This is a genomic window from Hymenobacter roseosalivarius DSM 11622, assembly GCF_900176135.1.
In the GTDB taxonomy this organism is placed as follows: domain Bacteria; phylum Bacteroidota; class Bacteroidia; order Cytophagales; family Hymenobacteraceae; genus Hymenobacter; species Hymenobacter roseosalivarius.
The window spans coordinates 11,742-27,774 of sequence record NZ_FWWW01000026.1 but is presented as its reverse complement, the minus strand read 5'-3'; the positions used below and the strand labels follow the sequence as shown (position 1 = coordinate 27,774).

General features: G+C 60.2%; 21 protein-coding genes. 11 read left to right on the top strand and 10 right to left on the bottom strand.

Annotated features, from left to right (window positions below; translation table 11 throughout):
- Nucleotides 1-228 precede the first annotated feature (228 nt).
- Entirely contained in the window at nt 229-906 is a 678-nt protein-coding gene (locus B9A24_RS01305) for a recombinase family protein (RefSeq protein ID WP_143434690.1), read from the bottom strand.
- 1,009 nt (nt 907-1,915) lie between these two features.
- A complete protein-coding gene (locus B9A24_RS01300) occupies nt 1,916-3,091 on the bottom strand; it encodes a replication initiation protein (RefSeq protein ID WP_159451906.1) in 1,176 nt (391 codons plus the stop codon).
- A gap of 488 nt (nt 3,092-3,579) precedes the next feature.
- Between B9A24_RS01300 and B9A24_RS01295 the strand changes: the two genes are divergently transcribed.
- The 4 genes from B9A24_RS01295 to B9A24_RS01280 all read left to right on the top strand — a co-directional run bounded on the left by B9A24_RS01295 (nt 3,580) and on the right by B9A24_RS01280 (nt 6,259).
- Nucleotides 3,580-3,933: a hypothetical protein gene (locus B9A24_RS01295; RefSeq protein ID WP_084443327.1), complete on the top strand. Its 354-nt coding sequence runs from the start codon at nt 3,580-3,582 to the stop codon at nt 3,931-3,933.
- A 653-nt stretch (nt 3,934-4,586) separates the two neighbouring features.
- Nucleotides 4,587-5,378 (top strand): ParA family protein, encoded by a 792-nt coding sequence (locus B9A24_RS01290; RefSeq protein ID WP_159451905.1) that lies wholly within the window; start codon nt 4,587-4,589, stop codon nt 5,376-5,378.
- Nucleotides 5,368-5,817 (top strand): hypothetical protein, encoded by a 450-nt coding sequence (locus B9A24_RS01285; protein WP_084443325.1) that lies wholly within the window; start codon nt 5,368-5,370, stop codon nt 5,815-5,817. The genes B9A24_RS01290 and B9A24_RS01285 overlap by 11 nt, the downstream gene beginning before the upstream one ends.
- Nucleotides 5,818-6,040: 223 nt before the next feature.
- On the top strand, nt 6,041-6,259 hold the full coding sequence (locus tag B9A24_RS01280) for a hypothetical protein (RefSeq protein WP_084443324.1): 219 nt from the start codon (nt 6,041-6,043) through the stop codon (nt 6,257-6,259).
- Between the two features lie 43 nt (nt 6,260-6,302).
- Here the strand turns inward: B9A24_RS01280 and B9A24_RS23345 are convergent, their stop codons facing one another.
- Nucleotides 6,303-6,707, bottom strand: a complete 405-nt coding sequence (locus tag B9A24_RS23345; RefSeq protein ID WP_234996900.1) for a hypothetical protein — start codon at nt 6,705-6,707, stop codon at nt 6,303-6,305.
- Nucleotides 6,704-7,063, bottom strand: a complete 360-nt coding sequence (locus B9A24_RS01275; RefSeq protein WP_200813842.1) for an FAD-dependent oxidoreductase — start codon at nt 7,061-7,063, stop codon at nt 6,704-6,706. The genes B9A24_RS23345 and B9A24_RS01275 overlap by 4 nt, the downstream gene beginning before the upstream one ends.
- Nucleotides 7,064-7,193: 130 nt before the next feature.
- On the opposite strand from B9A24_RS01275, the gene B9A24_RS01270 reads away from it, so the two are divergent.
- The 7 genes from B9A24_RS01270 (at nt 7,194) to B9A24_RS01245 (ending at nt 10,835) form a co-directional block, all read left to right on the top strand.
- Entirely contained in the window at nt 7,194-8,096 is a 903-nt protein-coding gene (locus B9A24_RS01270) for an ArdC family protein (RefSeq protein ID WP_084443322.1), read from the top strand.
- Nucleotides 8,097-8,318: 222 nt separating this feature from the next.
- Complete coding sequence (locus B9A24_RS01265; protein WP_084443321.1) at nt 8,319-8,513, top strand: hypothetical protein; 195 nt, start codon at nt 8,319-8,321, stop codon at nt 8,511-8,513.
- Nucleotides 8,514-8,526: 13 nt separating this feature from the next.
- Entirely contained in the window at nt 8,527-8,943 is a 417-nt protein-coding gene (locus B9A24_RS01260) for a hypothetical protein (RefSeq protein WP_084443320.1), read from the top strand.
- A gap of 190 nt (nt 8,944-9,133) precedes the next feature.
- Nucleotides 9,134-9,421 (top strand): hypothetical protein, encoded by a 288-nt coding sequence (locus B9A24_RS01255; protein ID WP_084443319.1) that lies wholly within the window; start codon nt 9,134-9,136, stop codon nt 9,419-9,421.
- 29 nt (nt 9,422-9,450) lie between these two features.
- Nucleotides 9,451-9,762, top strand: a complete 312-nt coding sequence (locus B9A24_RS01250; RefSeq protein ID WP_084443318.1) for a hypothetical protein — start codon at nt 9,451-9,453, stop codon at nt 9,760-9,762.
- A 583-nt stretch (nt 9,763-10,345) separates the two neighbouring features.
- Nucleotides 10,346-10,477 carry a hypothetical protein gene (locus B9A24_RS22900; RefSeq protein ID WP_262490573.1) on the top strand — a complete coding sequence of 44 codons (132 nt, stop codon included), beginning with the start codon at nt 10,346-10,348 and terminating at the stop codon, nt 10,475-10,477.
- An 88-nt stretch (nt 10,478-10,565) separates the two neighbouring features.
- The gene (locus B9A24_RS01245) at nt 10,566-10,835 is read left to right on the top strand and encodes a hypothetical protein (RefSeq protein WP_084443317.1); all 270 of its coding nucleotides are present in this window, start codon (nt 10,566-10,568) and stop codon (nt 10,833-10,835) included.
- Nucleotides 10,836-11,326: 491 nt separating this feature from the next.
- Here the strand turns inward: B9A24_RS01245 and B9A24_RS21930 are convergent, their stop codons facing one another.
- The 6 genes from B9A24_RS21930 to B9A24_RS01220 form a co-directional block, all read right to left on the bottom strand.
- On the bottom strand, nt 11,327-11,497 hold the full coding sequence (locus B9A24_RS21930; RefSeq protein ID WP_159451904.1) for a hypothetical protein: 171 nt from the start codon (nt 11,495-11,497) through the stop codon (nt 11,327-11,329).
- 75 nt (nt 11,498-11,572) lie between these two features.
- On the bottom strand, nt 11,573-12,472 hold the full coding sequence (traN, locus tag B9A24_RS01240; protein WP_084443316.1) for a conjugative transposon protein TraN: 900 nt from the start codon (nt 12,470-12,472) through the stop codon (nt 11,573-11,575).
- The gene (gene traM / locus B9A24_RS01235; protein ID WP_084443315.1) at nt 12,469-13,671 is read right to left on the bottom strand and encodes a conjugative transposon protein TraM; all 1,203 of its coding nucleotides are present in this window, start codon (nt 13,669-13,671) and stop codon (nt 12,469-12,471) included. The genes traN and traM overlap by 4 nt, the downstream gene beginning before the upstream one ends.
- Before the next feature lie 11 nt (nt 13,672-13,682).
- Entirely contained in the window at nt 13,683-14,300 is a 618-nt protein-coding gene (gene traK / locus B9A24_RS01230; protein ID WP_084443314.1) for a conjugative transposon protein TraK, read from the bottom strand.
- An 11-nt stretch (nt 14,301-14,311) separates the two neighbouring features.
- Nucleotides 14,312-15,382, bottom strand: coding sequence for a conjugative transposon protein TraJ (gene traJ, locus B9A24_RS01225; RefSeq protein ID WP_084443313.1), 1,071 nt, complete (start codon nt 15,380-15,382; stop codon nt 14,312-14,314).
- Nucleotides 15,382-16,032, bottom strand: a complete 651-nt coding sequence (locus tag B9A24_RS01220) for a hypothetical protein (RefSeq protein WP_084443312.1) — start codon at nt 16,030-16,032, stop codon at nt 15,382-15,384. The genes traJ and B9A24_RS01220 overlap by 1 nt, the downstream gene beginning before the upstream one ends.
- Nucleotide 16,033: the final 1 nt, after the last annotated feature.

Here is a 16,033-nt window from a genome sequence, read left to right as displayed (position 1 = left end):
CCTCTCGAAGACAGGTTCAGGAAATTATGCCTTTAGGGCCTCATTTTCGGGGTGCAGTAGGGAGCGCTGGTCAGACATCCCTTGGTGGACCGGTAAGCAACGATCCATTCGGTTTTTAGACCCAACCTTTAACCAAGGCCAGGAGTGAAGCGTCAGATACAGCAGACCTCCTCTGTTCCAGGCGGAACAGACGTTTTTTAGCTCCTCCCTAGCGCTCCACAACTTGGGTTACATGGTCTCGGTGGAATCAGCGTGTCGATTTAGTAACCTACGCACAGCCGTGGCATCGAACTCTTTGCCCCGGCGCGTACGGTAATCCCCACTAGTTAGTTCCTGGGCAATCTGCTGAAGGGTATGGCCTTGTTGGCGTAAGAGGACAGCCAGGCGGGTTGCCTGGCGATTTTCTTTGTTCTCACGGGCATTCTGCTGACGTACCACTTGGCCCTGCTGAATAGACTTGGCTGTCAGATTAGCGGGCATTCCGAGCGCGACCCCTCGTGCCTTTAAGGCCGCTAGCGCTTCTTTAGTGCGTTTGCTAATCAGTTCACGCTCGTGCTGGGCCAGGACGGCAAAGATGCCCACGGTCAGGGTATTCGCGTCGGGCATGTCACAACACACGAAGTCCACGCCCGAGTCGCGCAGGGCGAAGATGAAACCCGCGTTGCGGGAGAGGCGGTCGAGCTTGGCAATAAGCAGCGTGGCGTTGGTTCGGCGAGCATGGGCAATTGCGGCCAGCAATTGTGGGCGCTGATTCTGCTTGCCACTCTCTACTTCTGTGTAATGGCCCAGTACCTGTGCAGGTGCTCGCGCGTATTGAGTTACGGCGTACTGCTGAGCTTCTAGACCCAGACCGGAGACTCCCTGCTTGGTGGTGCTGACCCGGTAGTAGGCGATGTAGTGCTTCATATAGGCAAGGTATGCGCAATGTGGCATTTTACAAACGGGCGTTTGTAAAATGCCACACCCAGCGGACTGCCGTCCCGCCGCCGAGTATATAAGTACAAGACGGGCCCGGATAAGAGTACATTTTAGCACAAAGGCTTATAGTCGTTTAATACCAAAATATACTCTTAAGGATTGTCGTTTGGAGCGCGCCCCGCCCCCCCAAAAAAAAAATTTAAACTGGCGCGGACCACGATGGGGTACCCGCCCCGAACAGGACAACGAGGCGCTGGCTCACCCGTTGGGGTAGTCCTCTGCTGTCGGCGGGCGGCGGCGGACCAATCAAGAGCCTGCTTCGCCCCCACGCGGCCGTAGGCGGAGCCCTGGTCGCACGGACGGTGACGTCTGTCTGAAGGGAGCCCGCCCTGTTAGCCTTTTATTGCTATTCCACCCATAACACGGATCCTTCAAGAGGGAAGTCCCCTACCCTACCACGTCAGCGGTAACCGGAGCAATTCCTCGTTGTTCACGGGCGACGGACGGCGCCCCCTTGCTCCTATCAGCCCTATTACCAAAAGCACGAACTCCCCCTTATCGAAACCACGACGCGACGCCGGCCAGGCGGTGACTACCCTAGGTACAGGCCCCCTGCCGCTCCCTCCGCGGGAAGTGCGACGGCCCGGGCGGTAAGCCTCGTGGTTTTGGTAATAGCTGGACCGCCCGAACTGGCGCGTTGATGCTTTGGAGGCAGTAAGCAGCAGCCAGAATAAAGTCAGCGGGGTTGCCTAGCCGCTGGTAGAGGCTCCCTGTCAGGTCCAGCTTGAGGCGGCCGGGCGGCCAGGTTTTTCTCTTGGCGCCTGCGCCGGTACAGCTTCCGCTACGGCCCCCCCACTACCCGCCGGGTCCGCCTAGAAGGCAGGTCGGTTCGTGGTCCATTCCGGTGGGAAGCTACCCTGTAGCCTGGTGGTTTGTCCCCCGAAGGTCACGATGCCGGCCCGCCCCCCCACCCCGGCCGAGGCGCCGGCTAGCGGGGTTACTTCAGCGTGGGGTACAGGCCCGGGAACTCGGTTTTGAGCAGGTTGGTCGCCACCCCGCCTAAATTATCAAATACCTTGTTGCCGGCCTCGTAATCGCGCAACAGGGGGTGACTGACTTTCATAAGTTTAGCAATACGGGCCTCGTCGTCGCCCATAAAGTCGAGCACGTGCTGAATCTGGGCGGCCGTCATTTTCAGCTTCTGCAGGCGGGTGACAATGCGCTGCTGCAGGGTGGGCAGCTCCGCCGCCAGGGCCAGGCTCATCTGCTTTTCCACGGGCCGGGCTTTGCTGCTGGTCCGCGCGGCGGGCTCGGGCAAGCCCTCCTCCCCGAGCTGGGCCAGGGGCTTGGGGATGGTAAAGCGCACGCCCTTGACTTTTTTGCCCTCCTTCACGGGCTGGTAGACCACCACCCAGCCCAGGGAATGGAGCTCCCGCAGGGCGGGCTCGAGCACGTAGCGCTTAAAATCGTAGAACAGGGTGTACGTCACATCGTTGTCGTCGCCCAGTACCTGCTTGCGCAGGGTCTCGAAGTCCACTTCCCAGAGGCCCACGTCATCCCAGGACTTGAGCAGCCAGTACAGGCGGTGGGCGTGGGCGGACTTGAGTGTGAGCAGGGTCTCGATCTCCACGTGGGTGTACTGCTCCGCCAGCTGGAGCAGGAAGGGCTTGATCTCGGGGGCAAAGTTGCCCGTCAGGAACCCCGTGCCCTCGTTCAGGTCAATGTAGCTGATGATGGAGTAGGCCGTAAAGCGCTTCTTGTTGCCGGTCTGGGACTCAATGCTGACCACCTTGGACATGAGGCTTTTGCAGGCGTCGCGGATGGTCTCGTACACGCTCCCCCCCTTCTTCTGGGTCATCACCCGGCTCAGCGGAATGGAGATGCCGGGCAGCTCGGTCTGGTCCTGGTGAATGCAGCCCAGGGCCAGGGCGAAGATGCGCGCCTCCACGTGGGTCAGCTTCAGGGGGGCCCGCACCAGGGCGTTGGCCTGGTAGGCGCGGGGGTAGAGGGCGGCGGGCGGCGGGGGCAGCATAGGCAGGGCGTAACGGGCCGGGGGCGGGCGGTGAAGATAAGCGAAAAAGCGTGAAAACAAAATGGCTTCACGCAACAGCCCGGTGCGGGTGCCATTTTTCACGTAGATGTCTCCCCAAGCTCGACGGGTGCCATTTTTCACGTAATTGGGCTTTATACAAACCCGGAGTGCCATTTTTCACGCTGATAGTGCCACTTTTCACGCAGTGGTGCCACTTTTCACGCTTTTGGGTGCCGTTTTTCACGTAGATGGTGCCATTTTTCACGCTGCAGGGTGCCATTTTTCACGCTGCAGAGTGCCGTTTTTCACGTAGATAACGGGCTTTATCGACTGGCTATCAACTAGTTATGGCGCCCTGAATATAGAATAGTAAAGAATAGCTTAAGAAAACAGAAGAGGTTCCGCTTTTTTTTTGAGAAAAATTGACCCCGGGAACAAGCCGCTGAGCAGGGGTGAAGCACGCAAAAAAAGCGCATAGGGCAGTTCTGGCGCCCGGGGACGGGAAACGGGCCAAGCGGGCGAACCGCTTGGCGCGGAGGGTATTATCTCCCCGGGCAATTGCGTGAAAAATGGCACCCGGACCCTGGCGTGGCGGCCCCGCGCTTGCCTGGCCCGCTTCTACGTGAAAAATGGCACCCCCCCCGGGGCCGGCGGGAGCGGCAGATACGTTGGGGCGCGGGCCGGGCCGGCTGAGCCGTGTCCCGGCGGGAAATGCCGCCTACGACTTAGCGGCTGGTTTCACTTCCCGCGGGGGCCGCGCCAGGGAGCAGCCCGCCGCTTGCGATACACCCGGCAACAACGGTGCTAGCCCGGAGCGCTTTGCTCGCTTGGCAGCTCGGGCGGGGTACGTTCGCCCCCACCTAAGGGCCGCTCGGGGCCGGCCGCTAGCCTACCACCCCGGCAGCGTCCACGCCGGACCCCGCGCCGGCAAGCTTGCTTACCGCCGCGCGGTGGACCCGGGGCCAACAAGCGTGGTGGGGTAATCGTAGGGGCTAGCCACGGGAGAGGGCCGCCACGCTCCTCCCCTCCCGGCTGACCGGGCTGCGCCTGCTCCCCGGCGTAAGCACGCCACTGCTGCCCGCCCGCTGCGTTGGCGCGGGGGCCGGGGGCAAGTCCCCAAGTGACGGGCTGCCCTGTTTCCCCGACTCGTGGGGGCAGTGGCGACTAGCTACCAGCCGCAACCAGCTTGCCTGAAAACATTTCTACATAAAAACGTGTACACGTAAAAACGTATCCACGTAACAGCATATGTATGTAGTTACGTTTCTACGGGCGGTTCAGCACGGGGAGAACAGAAACTTTTAACCAACACCACTTTTGCTTTGCCACAGAACGTATAAACGTTCATACGTAACACTACATAAACGATTATATACTACAATGTATTTACGTAAATACGCTCTTACCTAAATACGTATAAACGTCCATGCATAAATATGTACTTCCACTGGCAGGTTCCGCAGCATACGATCCTCTCCGCCCGCGACAGGTAATCGGCGGGACACCCAGTGATTCAGCCACCTTAATGTTTGTATGTATAAACGTAAGAACATATAATCGTTAAAACATTTGTACGTCGTGACGCCTTAGCGTGAAAATGTATACCTTGGTGCTCCTGGCTTTAACTCCGCTGTATATGCAAACACTTTGCTTTTCCAATAACAAGGGGGGAGTCGGCAAGACCACTTCCGCCCTGAACGTGGGGCTGGCCCTGGCACGGCGCGGCCACCGGGTGCTGTTCTGTGACTGTGACCCGCAGCGTAGCCTGACCATTTCCTTTGAGGGAGCCGACGCCCCCGAGCACGTGGGGATGCTGCTCATGCGCAAGGGAGAGGTCAGCCTGGACGATATTCACGCCGTGATTCGCCCGGTGGGCGAGAACGTGGACCTGCTACCGGCCAGCGCGGAGATGGAAGCCAACGAGGCCCAGCTCCCGGGTTGGGACGCCGAGCACTCCACCCGCCTGGCCGATATTCTGGAGCTGGTGGCCTCCGAGTACGACTACTGCGTGCTGGACACCAAGGGTAGCATCGGCACCCTGACCTGGATTGCCCTGGCGGCCACCAACGTGCTCTACATCCCGGTGGATCCCGAGTTCTATGGCTTTGAGGGCTTAACCAACCTGATTAACACCTGTACCCGCCTGCGCCGCCGCATTAATCCCGGCCTGCGGGTCGGGGGCATCTTCTTTACCAAGTACTCGCCCGCCTACCGGGCGCGCCTGCGCCACGACGTAGTGGACCTGATTAAGGAGCACTACGGCCAGGACGTGCCGGTCTTTACTACCACCATTCGCCAGAGCACGGCCATCCCCAACGCCCAGATGGCCGGCGCCGGCCTGTTCGACTACGCGCCCGACTCCCCCGGGGCCGAAGACTACGAAGCCCTCACCGACGAAATGCTGCAGCACCTGTCTCATGGCTATTAAGCCCGCCGCCACCACGCCCCGGCCCGCCCTGGACCGCTACAAGAACAAGCCCCGGCCGACGTTGTCGGAAAACCCCGCCGGTACGCCCCCGCCGGTACCCGTCATCGAAGGGCTGCTCGACCCGCCGCCCGGACCACTACCGGCGGCCGCGCTTACTCCCGCCCCCGCCGCCCCGGGGAGGGCAGGGGAGGGGAGCCCCGTGCCCTCCCCGGAGGTGCCCGCTCAAGTACCCTTCAACTCGCAGATCCGGTTTGAAACGTACCTGCGCATCAAGCAGGCCCAGTTCTATGACCGGGTGAAAATCAAGGATCTGACCGACGAAGCCCTGAACTACTACCTGGATCAGTTTGAGGGAGCGAACACCGCGCTGCCGCCCAAGGTCCTGCAGGAAGTACTTAACCAGGGCAAAATCAAAGGCTACAAAAAGCGGGGCAACTAAGCCGGCCAACGCCCCGCCCGGGGGGCTTGGGTACGCGAAAGGGGGCCGCCGTCCTGGTCGCTCGGCGCCAACGGACAGAGGAGCAGCTCCGCCAACGTTTGGCGAGTAACGGTGCGCCTCATCCGCTTAGGGGCGGGTAGCGGGGTGGCCAGCAAGGGAGCCGGTGCGCGGTGCCGGCAAAAAGAACAGCACGTAGCCGCTGCCGGCAAACGCCTCGTGCAACATGCGCCTGAAGCATGGGGGCTCTGCTTGCGTGCGAGCACTGCTGGTAGGAGAGCATCAGCAGCTGTTGCAAGCCCCACCCACCTTTCGGCCGGCCCTGGCCGACGCCATCGCCCGGATGGCGCCCGTGAGCTGGCAGCACATCAACCTGCAACGAGAGGTTGATTTCGCCGCCGCGGCGCTACGCTTCGACCCGGGCGCGGTGCTCCCCGTTGAATAGGAAGCCGCTGACGGGTACCAAACGACCGCTCCAAGTGCGACTTTTAGACCACCCTTTTACCCAAGACCAATTTTATCCCTCCGCTGCTGCAAGAAGTCCAGCACCTGCGTAGCCGCCCATTGCCCGGACTCAATGGCCCCATCCAGCCGGCCCCATTCGCTGGTGGATGTTTCGGCCCCGGCCCAGTAGAGCTCGTGGTAGGCCAGCGGACGGCGGGCGGCCGGTCCGACAAGCGGCCCAACTGCTGCACCATGGCCGCCGGCCGTTGCGCGAGCGGCGCGTGCCGCAGCGGGTGCAGCGGCGCGAGGAAGCCGAATAAAGCACCCAGCGGACCGGTAGGAGGGGAGGCATCATGAATTTCCCCCAGCGGCCCCAGCTGGCTGGCTCCAAACCCGGACCAGCCTGCCGCCCGCCAGAAGGGAGTGGCATACACGGCCACCGCCTTCATCGAGTGGGCACTTCCCGCAGCGCCTGCTGCAGCGCCGCCGCTGAGCCCGGCGTGAAGTGCAGACGGTGCGCCGCCAGGCGCGGGGGCAGGCCCAGCTCCCGGCATAAACCCATCAGATAGGGGTGGTGCGACCACCCCCAGGTGGCGCCCAGGTCTAGTCCTTCCCCTTCCGGAGAGCCGGGCAGCGCGGGGACGGCCAGGGTGCGCCCGCCCACCCGGTCCCGGGCTTCGAGTACGCCCCCCATGCTAGCCTCGTGCTCGATAGAGCAACAACAGCCGAGCGAGCTAAGCGCAGTTCCAGTCACCACCGCTACCAGCAGGTATACAGAACCACCGGCAAGAGAAAAGAGAACCAAAGGAGCAGACCCGGAGCCGGTTATAAATGAGGCAATAAATACAGTAATAAGTTTGCATAAAGTGCAACATTAATATGGTCTATTTCGTTTACTTAGTAGTGGTAACAAGCAAATAACCAACTTTTTAGCTATGAAAAGCGCCGCCCCCTTCGCCCCCCGTACCGACGTTTACGAAGTGATCACGAACCGCATCATCCGGGCGCTGGAGAACGGCGTGACCCCGTGGAAAGTGAGTTGGAACGCCGCCCTCGGGGCGCCCCGCAACTATACGAGCCAGCACGTTTACCAAGGCATCAACGCCTTTCTGTTGGGGATGCAGCCCTACGAGCAGCCTTACTATCTGACTTTCAATCAAGCCCGCGCGTTGGGCGGCTCAGTTCGGAAAGGGGAGAAGGGGATGCCCGTAGTTTTCTATAAGACTGGTAAGAAGGAGGACACGCAAGGCCAAGAGAAGAAGGTCGCCATCCTGCAGTATAGCACCGTCTTCAATATAGCCCAGATTGACGGGGTAGCCTGGCAGTTGCCCGCGCTGCCCCGCCGGGAGCACACCCCGCAGCAGGCCGCCGAGCAGCTACTAGCCGGCTACGCCGACGGCCCGCGCATCGTGTACGCCGGCAGCGAGCCCCACTACCGGACCAGCACCGACACCGTGACCGTGCCCGAGGCCAGTGACTTTCACACGGCCGAGGATTATTATATGACCCTGTTTCACGAGTTGGCCCACAGCACCGGTCACCGCAAACGCCTGGACCGGGCAACGCTCACGGAAACGGCCGCTTTCGGCAGCGAAACCTACGCCAAGGAGGAACTGGTAGCCGAGCTAGCCGCCGCCTTTTTAGGCAATGCCGCAGGCCTTGATTTGGCCGCCACCACGGCCGGAAGTGCCAGCTACCTTGCTAGCTGGTTGCAGGCCCTACGCAATGATAAGCGCCTGATTATATCCGCCGCCAGCCAAGGCCAGAAGGCCGCGAACCTCATTCGGGGCATCGTGCCCAGCTACGAAGCCGGAGAGGCCGAAGTAACGGCTGAGTAGGGGAGGGGCCAGCGGTCCGGCCGGAGGCATCTGGCCGGACCCCCGAGCCGTGACAAGAGGAAAATGCAATTTAAAAAGGAGAACAAGAGGGAAAAATGCACCTTCCGTGCCGAGAAAATACATGCAAAAACTACATAAATAATGTTGCATAAATTGCAATATTATTACGAGGAAATACGTTTAATTAGTATACGCAACGCACATATAAACAGACTCTTAGCTATGAGCAACACGTTTCAGGAGATACTAGCCGCCGCTCTTGGATTAGCCGGCTTTTTAGAGGAAGCGCACCAGGACGAGTTGAGCCACCAGCACCACGGCGACGACCCCGCTACGTGTTCATATTGCCGCGCTATCCGCAACGTGCGCGAGTTCAACGCCACCGAGCAGTCTATTTCTACCAGCCGCCCCGCCTAACCTACCTACTGCCATGAAAAGCACCAATCTATACCGCCCCGCTCGTCGTATTCCCGCCGCCCGCTTGGAACGCCTCAGAGCTAGCAACGCCGCCAAGCAGGAGGCCCGCGAGGCAGCCTACCAAGCCGCCGAGGAAGCCCGCCAGCAGCAGCTGACCCCAGCGGCCGAGTGGGAACCCGCCCCGAGCCTCAAAGCCTTGCCCGGTGGGCTGCATTGGTCGAATCAGGCTCCGGTGCCCGCCATTGGAACCACCGTCACCATTAACCGCGACGGACACCCCGAACGGGCCAAAGTTGCCGCCTATTGCCACGCCGCAGGCTTTCTAGGATTGGTTACGGAAACCACCCACCACGCCAAGACTGCCAGCCGCAAGAAGCGCAGCCCCCGCGCAAATTGTGTATTCGGTAGCCAGTTGGCCCTTGCCGCATAGGGCCAGCAGCGTCCCTTGCCCAACTCCTACAAACCACCTTTTATAAGTCAGGAACCAGCGGGAAAAAGCGGCCTCGTTAGGGAAAAAAGATGCAGAAAATACATAAATAAAGTTGTAGTTTTTGCAACAATAAGAAGGGCAAATACGTTTAAATTATAGAAGTAACGCACACAAAAACAGTCCTTTAGCCATGTCTGACTTTGCCGACTTCCGCACCCAAGCCCGCGCCGCTTTCCCCGACCTGAACGTTTCGGTGATGATGTACGACAAGGAAACGGCCACCGGCAGCGGCTTGATTACCTACCGGCTGAAAGCGGCCGGAATGAAAATCGGTGCAGCCAGCTTGACCGCCGAGGCCACCAGCCCGGCTGAGGCCATTGCTAGCATGATTCGGCAAGTAGCTCAGGCCCGCCGCGCTACTCGCGCCGCCGCCGATGCCGCGATGCTTGCCCGCAGCCAACGCCCTGCCTACGCTTAGCCTTCTCCCTACCTCTTTCCTTTTCCGCCATGAGCCACGCCACCCGCCTACTGACCCCTGACCAAGCCATAGCCATTGCGCAGGAGAATATTCAAGGCAGCCCCCTTATCACCATTACCGCCTACTTAGGGCAGGTTGAGGTGCCGAGCTGCTTTGCGCAGGTCGGCGGGGGAGGGGTAACCAGCAAAGACGGTCTGCATTACGTGCAGTGGAGCATTGAGAAGGGAGAGCTGCTCATCCTGTTCGTGGGCTTAGGGCTATTCACGTATCAGCTCGAGGACGAGCGAAAGCCCGCCGGCTGGCGCCAGCGGCACGGGCAGCCGGCGGACGACCACGAGTAGGCCCGCAGACCCGCCCAGCACGTAACCACTTGCTTCTCGTTGATGCTTGGTCCTGGAAAAGACCCCAGCGCCGACCCCAAAACAGCCCGAAATCAGCCCCCTAGATTGGTTGGGCGACCCGGAGCAGTGCCCGAAGTACGTAGGGTTTCCGACCCGCACCGGGCTACCGGCTGACCTCATTTGGTCGGGTCAGGGCGAAGTACCCCCCCGTGGAGCCCGAGTCTAATCCTACCGGAGCGGCGGCGGCAGCTTCGCGCAAGCAGCCCTGGCAATCTGCTGGGAGCTGTTCGGCCGCGCCACTGCCCAGCCGTTTAAGGGGGAGTCCGTTATCATCCCTGGTTATTGGAGCGAGACTCCGCTCGAGGTCTTTCCCGTTCTTCGGCCCATACGCCGCGCGAGCTGCTGTCCGGCGCACGACCCCCCAGAACAGCTACAATAGCGCCGATTCCACTCCTTCGTGGCCCTTTAGCTGCTAGCGCGACAACCAGCCGACGAAGGCGAAACGCAGCACCTGGAGCAGCTTCGTGCCGTAGCCCCCGACGGGGCCGACCGGCGGGACGTTGCCGAGCAGGCCCGGCAGGTGATGGGTGGCGGCGGCCCCATCCAGGGCGGCAGCTCCCCCCTCGGACTGCAAGGCGACGACCCGCCCGCGTGCCTGGCCGTTATTGCCGACCCGCCTACCACCGCTACCCGGGAGTGGAACGCCCCCGCCTGAAATAGGGAAACCTTCCGCTAGCTGCGGGCCGTAATGGTGCTACAAAGGCATCGATTAGGTTGCCTCATTCCCCTTAACGCTGCTGAAAATGCCCAAGAAATTGCCTTTCGACACCATTGCGGAGTTCATTCATTCCCTAGGCGAACGCGGCAAAACAGCCAAAGCCCTCGACATCAACCCGCGCACGCTGACAACCCGCTTGGAGAACCCAGGCACCTTCACCTTGGCTGAGCTGCAACGCGTAGCCGAGTACGGCCATACCGACCTGATGACGGTGACCCTGCTGGCCGAGCACCAAATGAAAAACCCGATTGAGCCTCCAGCGCCTGCGTTGGGTCGGCCCGCTCGTCAGCACTAGCCCCCCTGCGTATCTTACCAGAACTCATAACCCCTGCCGGCGTTCGGTCGCTGTTTTATTACATGGCTGAGCTACTACTTCGCTAGCCAAAGGAGGCGCCTGGCGGCTAGCCGCCGCTGGGGCCCTACCGACTCTCAACGCCTTTCTGACCAAATCCCCTAATCTGGTGGATACCGTGGCCTAATGGCCGCAATGCACCGAGGAGGGCGTTCGCGCCGCCGAGTTGTGCCAGCATTACCAGCGCTAGGGCACAGCAACAGCTACAAACCATTAGTAGAGGTGATAAGCGATCTAGCTCAGGCAAAGGTGTTGTTTACCAACAGCCACAAACGCAGAAGTTGTAGTTGAAGCGTTGGCAGCGCGAGGAGCTATTTGCGGAAGCGAACCCCAAAACCTTTCTGCAGGATATAGCACCCGAGATAGCCGAACACAAACGAGCTGGCCGTGATGCTGGCAAAAACAAAGGGGTCGAAAGTGGAGAGCATGGGTGTTTAGTTATACTCCTCTTCCTCGTCGTAGTAACGCCGCTTCGGTATATTCTTCATGAGGAACGTACCAACGGTGAAGATGATGGTCATATTCACCGCGAAGCGCCCCCAGCTGGGCCCGTAAGGGCTGTAGAGAAAAATGGCCATGGCGAGCAGGAACAGAAAGTTTCTCATGGTTGCCGCTGAGAATAAGGTTTGACTAAACATACGCATTTTGCGGCACATGGTCGCACGCACGACCGCGTAGGGCTACCGCGTGGCCACGGTCGCCGGCGAAGCGCTGAGCACCCGCGCTCGCAGAATATCCTGATTCGTGATCTTCAACGCTAAGTGCCGCCCGCCGCCCTTTTCGAACAGCTCCACCACCAGTATTTTGTCATCAGGAATCGTGAACTTGGGAACCACGTACACCCGATCCAACTGCCTGGTGCCCGGTATCGCGCTAAGCTGACCGTTATACACGTAGCGCGGGGTTACCTCCGATTCCTGGATGGCCGTGCGCTTGACTAGCTTCTTGTCGCGCACGGTGAATTTAAGGAAGTCGATATCGTAGCCGATGTTCGACTTGTTGCGCATTACTAGCTGGAAGTAGAACAGGTCATCGGCCGTGTAGAGGCCGTGCAAGCCCAGGACAATAGCATCCTTGGCTATGACGCGCCGGCGCAGCGTCCGCTTTTTGCCGCTCACTTCGGCGGCCGTCGCTTCCACGGAGTGGCGAGGGGCTGCCTCCCGGCTGGCCAGGCCCACGGCTGCTCCACCGGCACCATTGCCTGCCGCTCCCGCGAAGTTGAGATTGATAACCTTGGGGTCTTTTTCATAATCCACCAGGAAGGAGTAGAGCTTCCCATCGGTGGTGAGCACGGTCATGTTGGTCTGGGCGAAGCCCGCCGCGTTGGCTTTGACCTTGACAATGTTCTCCGCGCCCTGAGCTTTGTCAGCAATGATACTACCACTGCCCAGATCCACGTAGGTGACGGCCGTCGGAAAAATCAGGTGAGTCGTTTTCTGAAAGCCCACGCCCAGGTGATAGGAGGCAATCAGGTGGTGGGATTCGATGGCCAGATACGCAAGCGGCTTTTGCTGGCCCAGCCCGAGGGTGGACGAGCCGAGAAAAGCGAGCAGGGCGAGGGAGAGTAGGGGCTTCTTCATTCGTGCAGCAACAGTTTATAGTTCGCTTTTAGATGGATCTTGACAAGTCTTATTTTCTTGCTGGCTAGTGCTTTGCCGGTCTGCAAAACAATACCCGCCGCTTGTGCCTCCAAGCTGGGCGACAGGGTGAGCAGATCGGCACTGGTAGCTCCGGTGGCCAGGCCCTGCTTGGCCGCGTCCCGCTCCACCGAGCCGGGAATGCTGAGCCCTTCGCCCCCGTCCAGATCATAGGCTTTCAGGCTGACGGGGACAATACTATTCTCCGCCTGGATGGAGCTGATGGCAATCGTGAGCCGCTGGCCACTCAGGCCGCAGACGCCATACACGACGGTGTTGTGCGGAATCACGCGCCCCTCGAGCTGCACATCGGCCAGTAACCGTAGCTTAACGGTTTGGCCCTGGACCACGACCTGATCCGAATGCACCACGGCCGGCACGGCATTTACCGTGGCCACGCTGGGGCGGGAACTGCCACCCAGGCTATGGAAGCTATTGCCCTGCGTGGCGGCCTGGGGCGTGTTCTCCAGTCGGTTGACCACCGAAACCGGAGCCGCAGCCACGACCGACAGCTTGGTACTGGCTTTGGGTGCAGCTACCTTGGCGGTCGGTGCCGGTGGGGCCGTTGGCGTGTTCAGGGTCTGTAAACGTTGCTCGTATTCGCGCTTGAGTTGATCCAGCTCGCGTAAGCTCTGGTCCATCTGCTCATCCTGGGGGCTGGGGCCGGTCGAATACGTAGCCGTCGCCGCGCGACTGTAGTCCCTGCCGGCAGCAGGTGGCGGCGTGGTGGTTTGCTGCTGAAGCTGCTGCATGCGGCTTTGCACAGCTGCCACATTGGGATCAACGGCCGGGTCGTAGCGCTGCGTGGACTGGCCCGGCTGCACGGCGTAATTCAAGCCATCGGGCGTTGTGGCCTCCTCCCCCACTGGCTGGAAGGACAGCCCATTACGATAGCTGCTGTCCGTGGGAGCTTTCGCGGCCGCCAGCTTATCCTCGAACAGGCTGCTGGGCCCCGCCGACGGTAGCGATAAATTGAGGCCACTGGCCTCCGGTCCCGTATCGGCCGTGGCAGTAGGTACGCCCTGGCCTCCACCGCCCAGGTAGAAGAGCACGGTCAGGCAGACAATGCTGGGTAGGGGAAGAAAGAGCATCAACCTGCGCTGATTGAGGAACTCCTGCGTTGGTTTGGAAGGGGTAGCCATAGTAGTAGGAATTAGCGGCGCTCGGTACGCAGGTCGATGTTTTCCACTACCCGCCAGCGCTCCATCAGAAAGCCGTGCGGGTTATTGGCCGAGCGCGACACGTCCCGTAGGTAGCACTCCGAAACCAGTCGGCGGGTGGTAACGGTCGAGGCCCGGATGATGCGCTGCTGAGCGAAGCAGCGGGCGTAGTAGGGGTAGGCGGCCGTCTGCAGGGCCACGCTATCGATGCGGATATCCTGACTGATGTTGGCCTGAATCAGGTTGTTGTAGTAGCTGCTCTCCTTCATATTCTCGTAGGCCCGCTGGACGCTGCCATCGGCCAGGAACAGGGACTGCCGCACGTTGTACTCAATGGCCTTGGAATCGGGGTCGAGGGTGAAGAAAAGCTCATGGAAGCGCTTGACGTGGTCTTTAGCCTCGACCGGACGGTTGTCTTTGACGTTGTGCGAGACAGCGGCCAGCAAATTGCCTTGGTCGAGTACGTAGATGCGGCCCTGGGCTTCGGTCGCCGTTTGCCGGGCTGCGTAGATGGCATAGGCGGCCACCGAGAAGCAGAGCAGCATGAACAGCAGGGCCAGCGTCTTAGTCTGCTGGTAGGCGGAATCAATATTCTTAAGGGATCGGAACATAGTCGTAGGTTCTAGCGTGATGAAGCCGTCGTATTTTTATAGCCCGTGGAATTGGCGACAGAGGGTGCTCCCGGTACTGAGCCCATGGCCCGCCCAACAGCGACTGCCCCGCCGACGGCAGCCCCACCAGCGGCACCAGCGGCACTAGCAGCCATGTTGCCGGCCGCGCCGGCTTTACCCGTAGCCAAGCGGGTGATGTTCGTCATGCCACTGGCGGCGACAATCCAGCCCGCCACGGAGGGCACAGTCAAATAGCCGCAAATAGCAATCACCAGGAAGATCATGTAGCCGTAATCAGCCTTATCTACGTCCACCCCGTTCTGAATGCGGACAATATCCGAGTTGAGCATCATGACCTGAATCTTGGCGATGATGGCCCCGAAGATGTTGGCCACCGGCAGCCACAGGAAAGTATTGATGTAGCGGGAAAACCAGTTGGTGAGCGTGCCTTCGAAGCCCGGCCAGATGGCAAAGCCGAAGCTGATGGGGCCGATGATGCTTAGGATGATCAAAAAGAAGGTGCGGATGGTGTTGATGACCAGGGCCGCCGAGTCATGGAGGAGTTCTAAGGCATTGCGGATCCACTCGCGGAAATTCTTCTGTACATCGTAGGACAGGCGGTCGAAATAGAGGGCAGCCTTGCCGCCAAAATCCAGGGCCTTCTTACTCTCCAGCTCCTTGTCGAAGGCCTCATCCGTTTCGTAGGGCGCATTCTCCGGGCGCGCGGCCAGCAGGGCCTTCTTGCGCTCCTGCAACTGGATTATGCTTTGGTTCTGCCCCCGCACCACCGAGTTAGTCGCGCTCGAAATGCCCTCCAATACCCCGTTCAGGAGGCCGAGCATGGCGGGAAAAAACGTAATCACGAGGCCGATGGCGAAGGGCCGCAGCAAGGGGAATACATCGATGGGCTCGGCCTCGGCCATGCTGCGCCACACCTTGCTGGCAATAAACACCAGCGCACCCAAGCCCCCCAGGGCCCGGCCCACGTTGATCAGGTCGGCGCACAAGGGCAACATTTCGTCGTAGAGGTTGTCGAGGAGCTGGTTAAGCGATTCGACCGGGATAGAGACTTGCAGCAGCATTAGTTGGAGAGCCCGTAGAGCTGTTTAAGGAGTTGAGCGTCGCGGGCGGCTTCGCTTTGCTGGGCGGCAATCGCCTGGTTGCGGGCGGTGAAGTAGGAAACCAGCTGATACTGGTGGACTACCTTATCGGAGAGCTTGTTGATGAACTTGAGCCGCTGGGCGTCCGTCATCTTGGCCGCGTCCGGGGTAAGAATGACGGTCAGATCATCAAGCAGCGCCACGTTCTCACTCATGAGCACCGTGTAGCCGTTAACCATGCTCTGCACCTGCGCGGGCGTCAGGTAAGGATTCTGCCGCAGCTGGGTCATGTTCTGGGTATACAGATCCAGAATGCGGCTCTGATAAGACCAGATCGTTTGCACCCGTTGATAGTCGCGCACCACGGCATTAATCTGGAGTAGGCTACTGTACCACTCCTCGTGCATGGCGGCCGTCTGATCCGTGAGCTGTTTGATGACAGACTGGGCGCTGGTGCCTTTCTTGACGATGGTATTACCAATACCACGCAGGGTGGTGATAAATCCCTGGTGGGTCGCCTGCTTAGTGGCTTGCTTTTCGGCAATGGGCAGCGTCGCGATGAGCTGGGCCCGCGAGAGCTGAGGCAACAAGAGCAGCTGGCTGAGCAGCAGGAGGGCGAGTAGTTTTCTCATC

Coding starts and splice junctions, on each gene's coding strand:
- B9A24_RS01285 (WP_084443325.1), top strand. CDS start 5,368: ATGGCTATTAAGCCCGCCGCCACCACGCCCCGGCCCGCCCTGGACCGC.
- B9A24_RS01270 (WP_084443322.1), top strand. CDS start 7,194: ATGAAAAGCGCCGCCCCCTTCGCCCCCCGTACCGACGTTTACGAAGTG.
- B9A24_RS01265 (WP_084443321.1), top strand. CDS start 8,319: ATGAGCAACACGTTTCAGGAGATACTAGCCGCCGCTCTTGGATTAGCC.
- traJ (WP_084443313.1), bottom strand. CDS start 15,382: ATGCTGCTGCAAGTCTCTATCCCGGTCGAATCGCTTAACCAGCTCCTC.
- B9A24_RS01245 (WP_084443317.1), top strand. CDS start 10,566: ATGCCCAAGAAATTGCCTTTCGACACCATTGCGGAGTTCATTCATTCC.
- B9A24_RS01260 (WP_084443320.1), top strand. CDS start 8,527: ATGAAAAGCACCAATCTATACCGCCCCGCTCGTCGTATTCCCGCCGCC.
- traK (WP_084443314.1), bottom strand. CDS start 14,300: ATGTTCCGATCCCTTAAGAATATTGATTCCGCCTACCAGCAGACTAAG.
- B9A24_RS01220 (WP_084443312.1), bottom strand. CDS start 16,032: ATGAGAAAACTACTCGCCCTCCTGCTGCTCAGCCAGCTGCTCTTGTTG.
- B9A24_RS23345 (WP_234996900.1), bottom strand. CDS start 6,707: ATGAAGGCGGTGGCCGTGTATGCCACTCCCTTCTGGCGGGCGGCAGGC.
- B9A24_RS22900 (WP_262490573.1), top strand. CDS start 10,346: ATGGGTGGCGGCGGCCCCATCCAGGGCGGCAGCTCCCCCCTCGGACTG.
- B9A24_RS01255 (WP_084443319.1), top strand. CDS start 9,134: ATGTCTGACTTTGCCGACTTCCGCACCCAAGCCCGCGCCGCTTTCCCC.
- B9A24_RS01295 (WP_084443327.1), top strand. CDS start 3,580: ATGGCACCCCCCCCGGGGCCGGCGGGAGCGGCAGATACGTTGGGGCGC.
- traM (WP_084443315.1), bottom strand. CDS start 13,671: ATGGCTACCCCTTCCAAACCAACGCAGGAGTTCCTCAATCAGCGCAGG.
- B9A24_RS01250 (WP_084443318.1), top strand. CDS start 9,451: ATGAGCCACGCCACCCGCCTACTGACCCCTGACCAAGCCATAGCCATT.
- B9A24_RS21930 (WP_159451904.1), bottom strand. CDS start 11,497: ATGAGAAACTTTCTGTTCCTGCTCGCCATGGCCATTTTTCTCTACAGC.
- B9A24_RS01280 (WP_084443324.1), top strand. CDS start 6,041: ATGCGCCTGAAGCATGGGGGCTCTGCTTGCGTGCGAGCACTGCTGGTA.
- B9A24_RS01290 (WP_159451905.1), top strand. CDS start 4,587: ATGCAAACACTTTGCTTTTCCAATAACAAGGGGGGAGTCGGCAAGACC.
- traN (WP_084443316.1), bottom strand. CDS start 12,472: ATGAAGAAGCCCCTACTCTCCCTCGCCCTGCTCGCTTTTCTCGGCTCG.
- B9A24_RS01305 (WP_143434690.1), bottom strand. CDS start 906: ATGAAGCACTACATCGCCTACTACCGGGTCAGCACCACCAAGCAGGGA.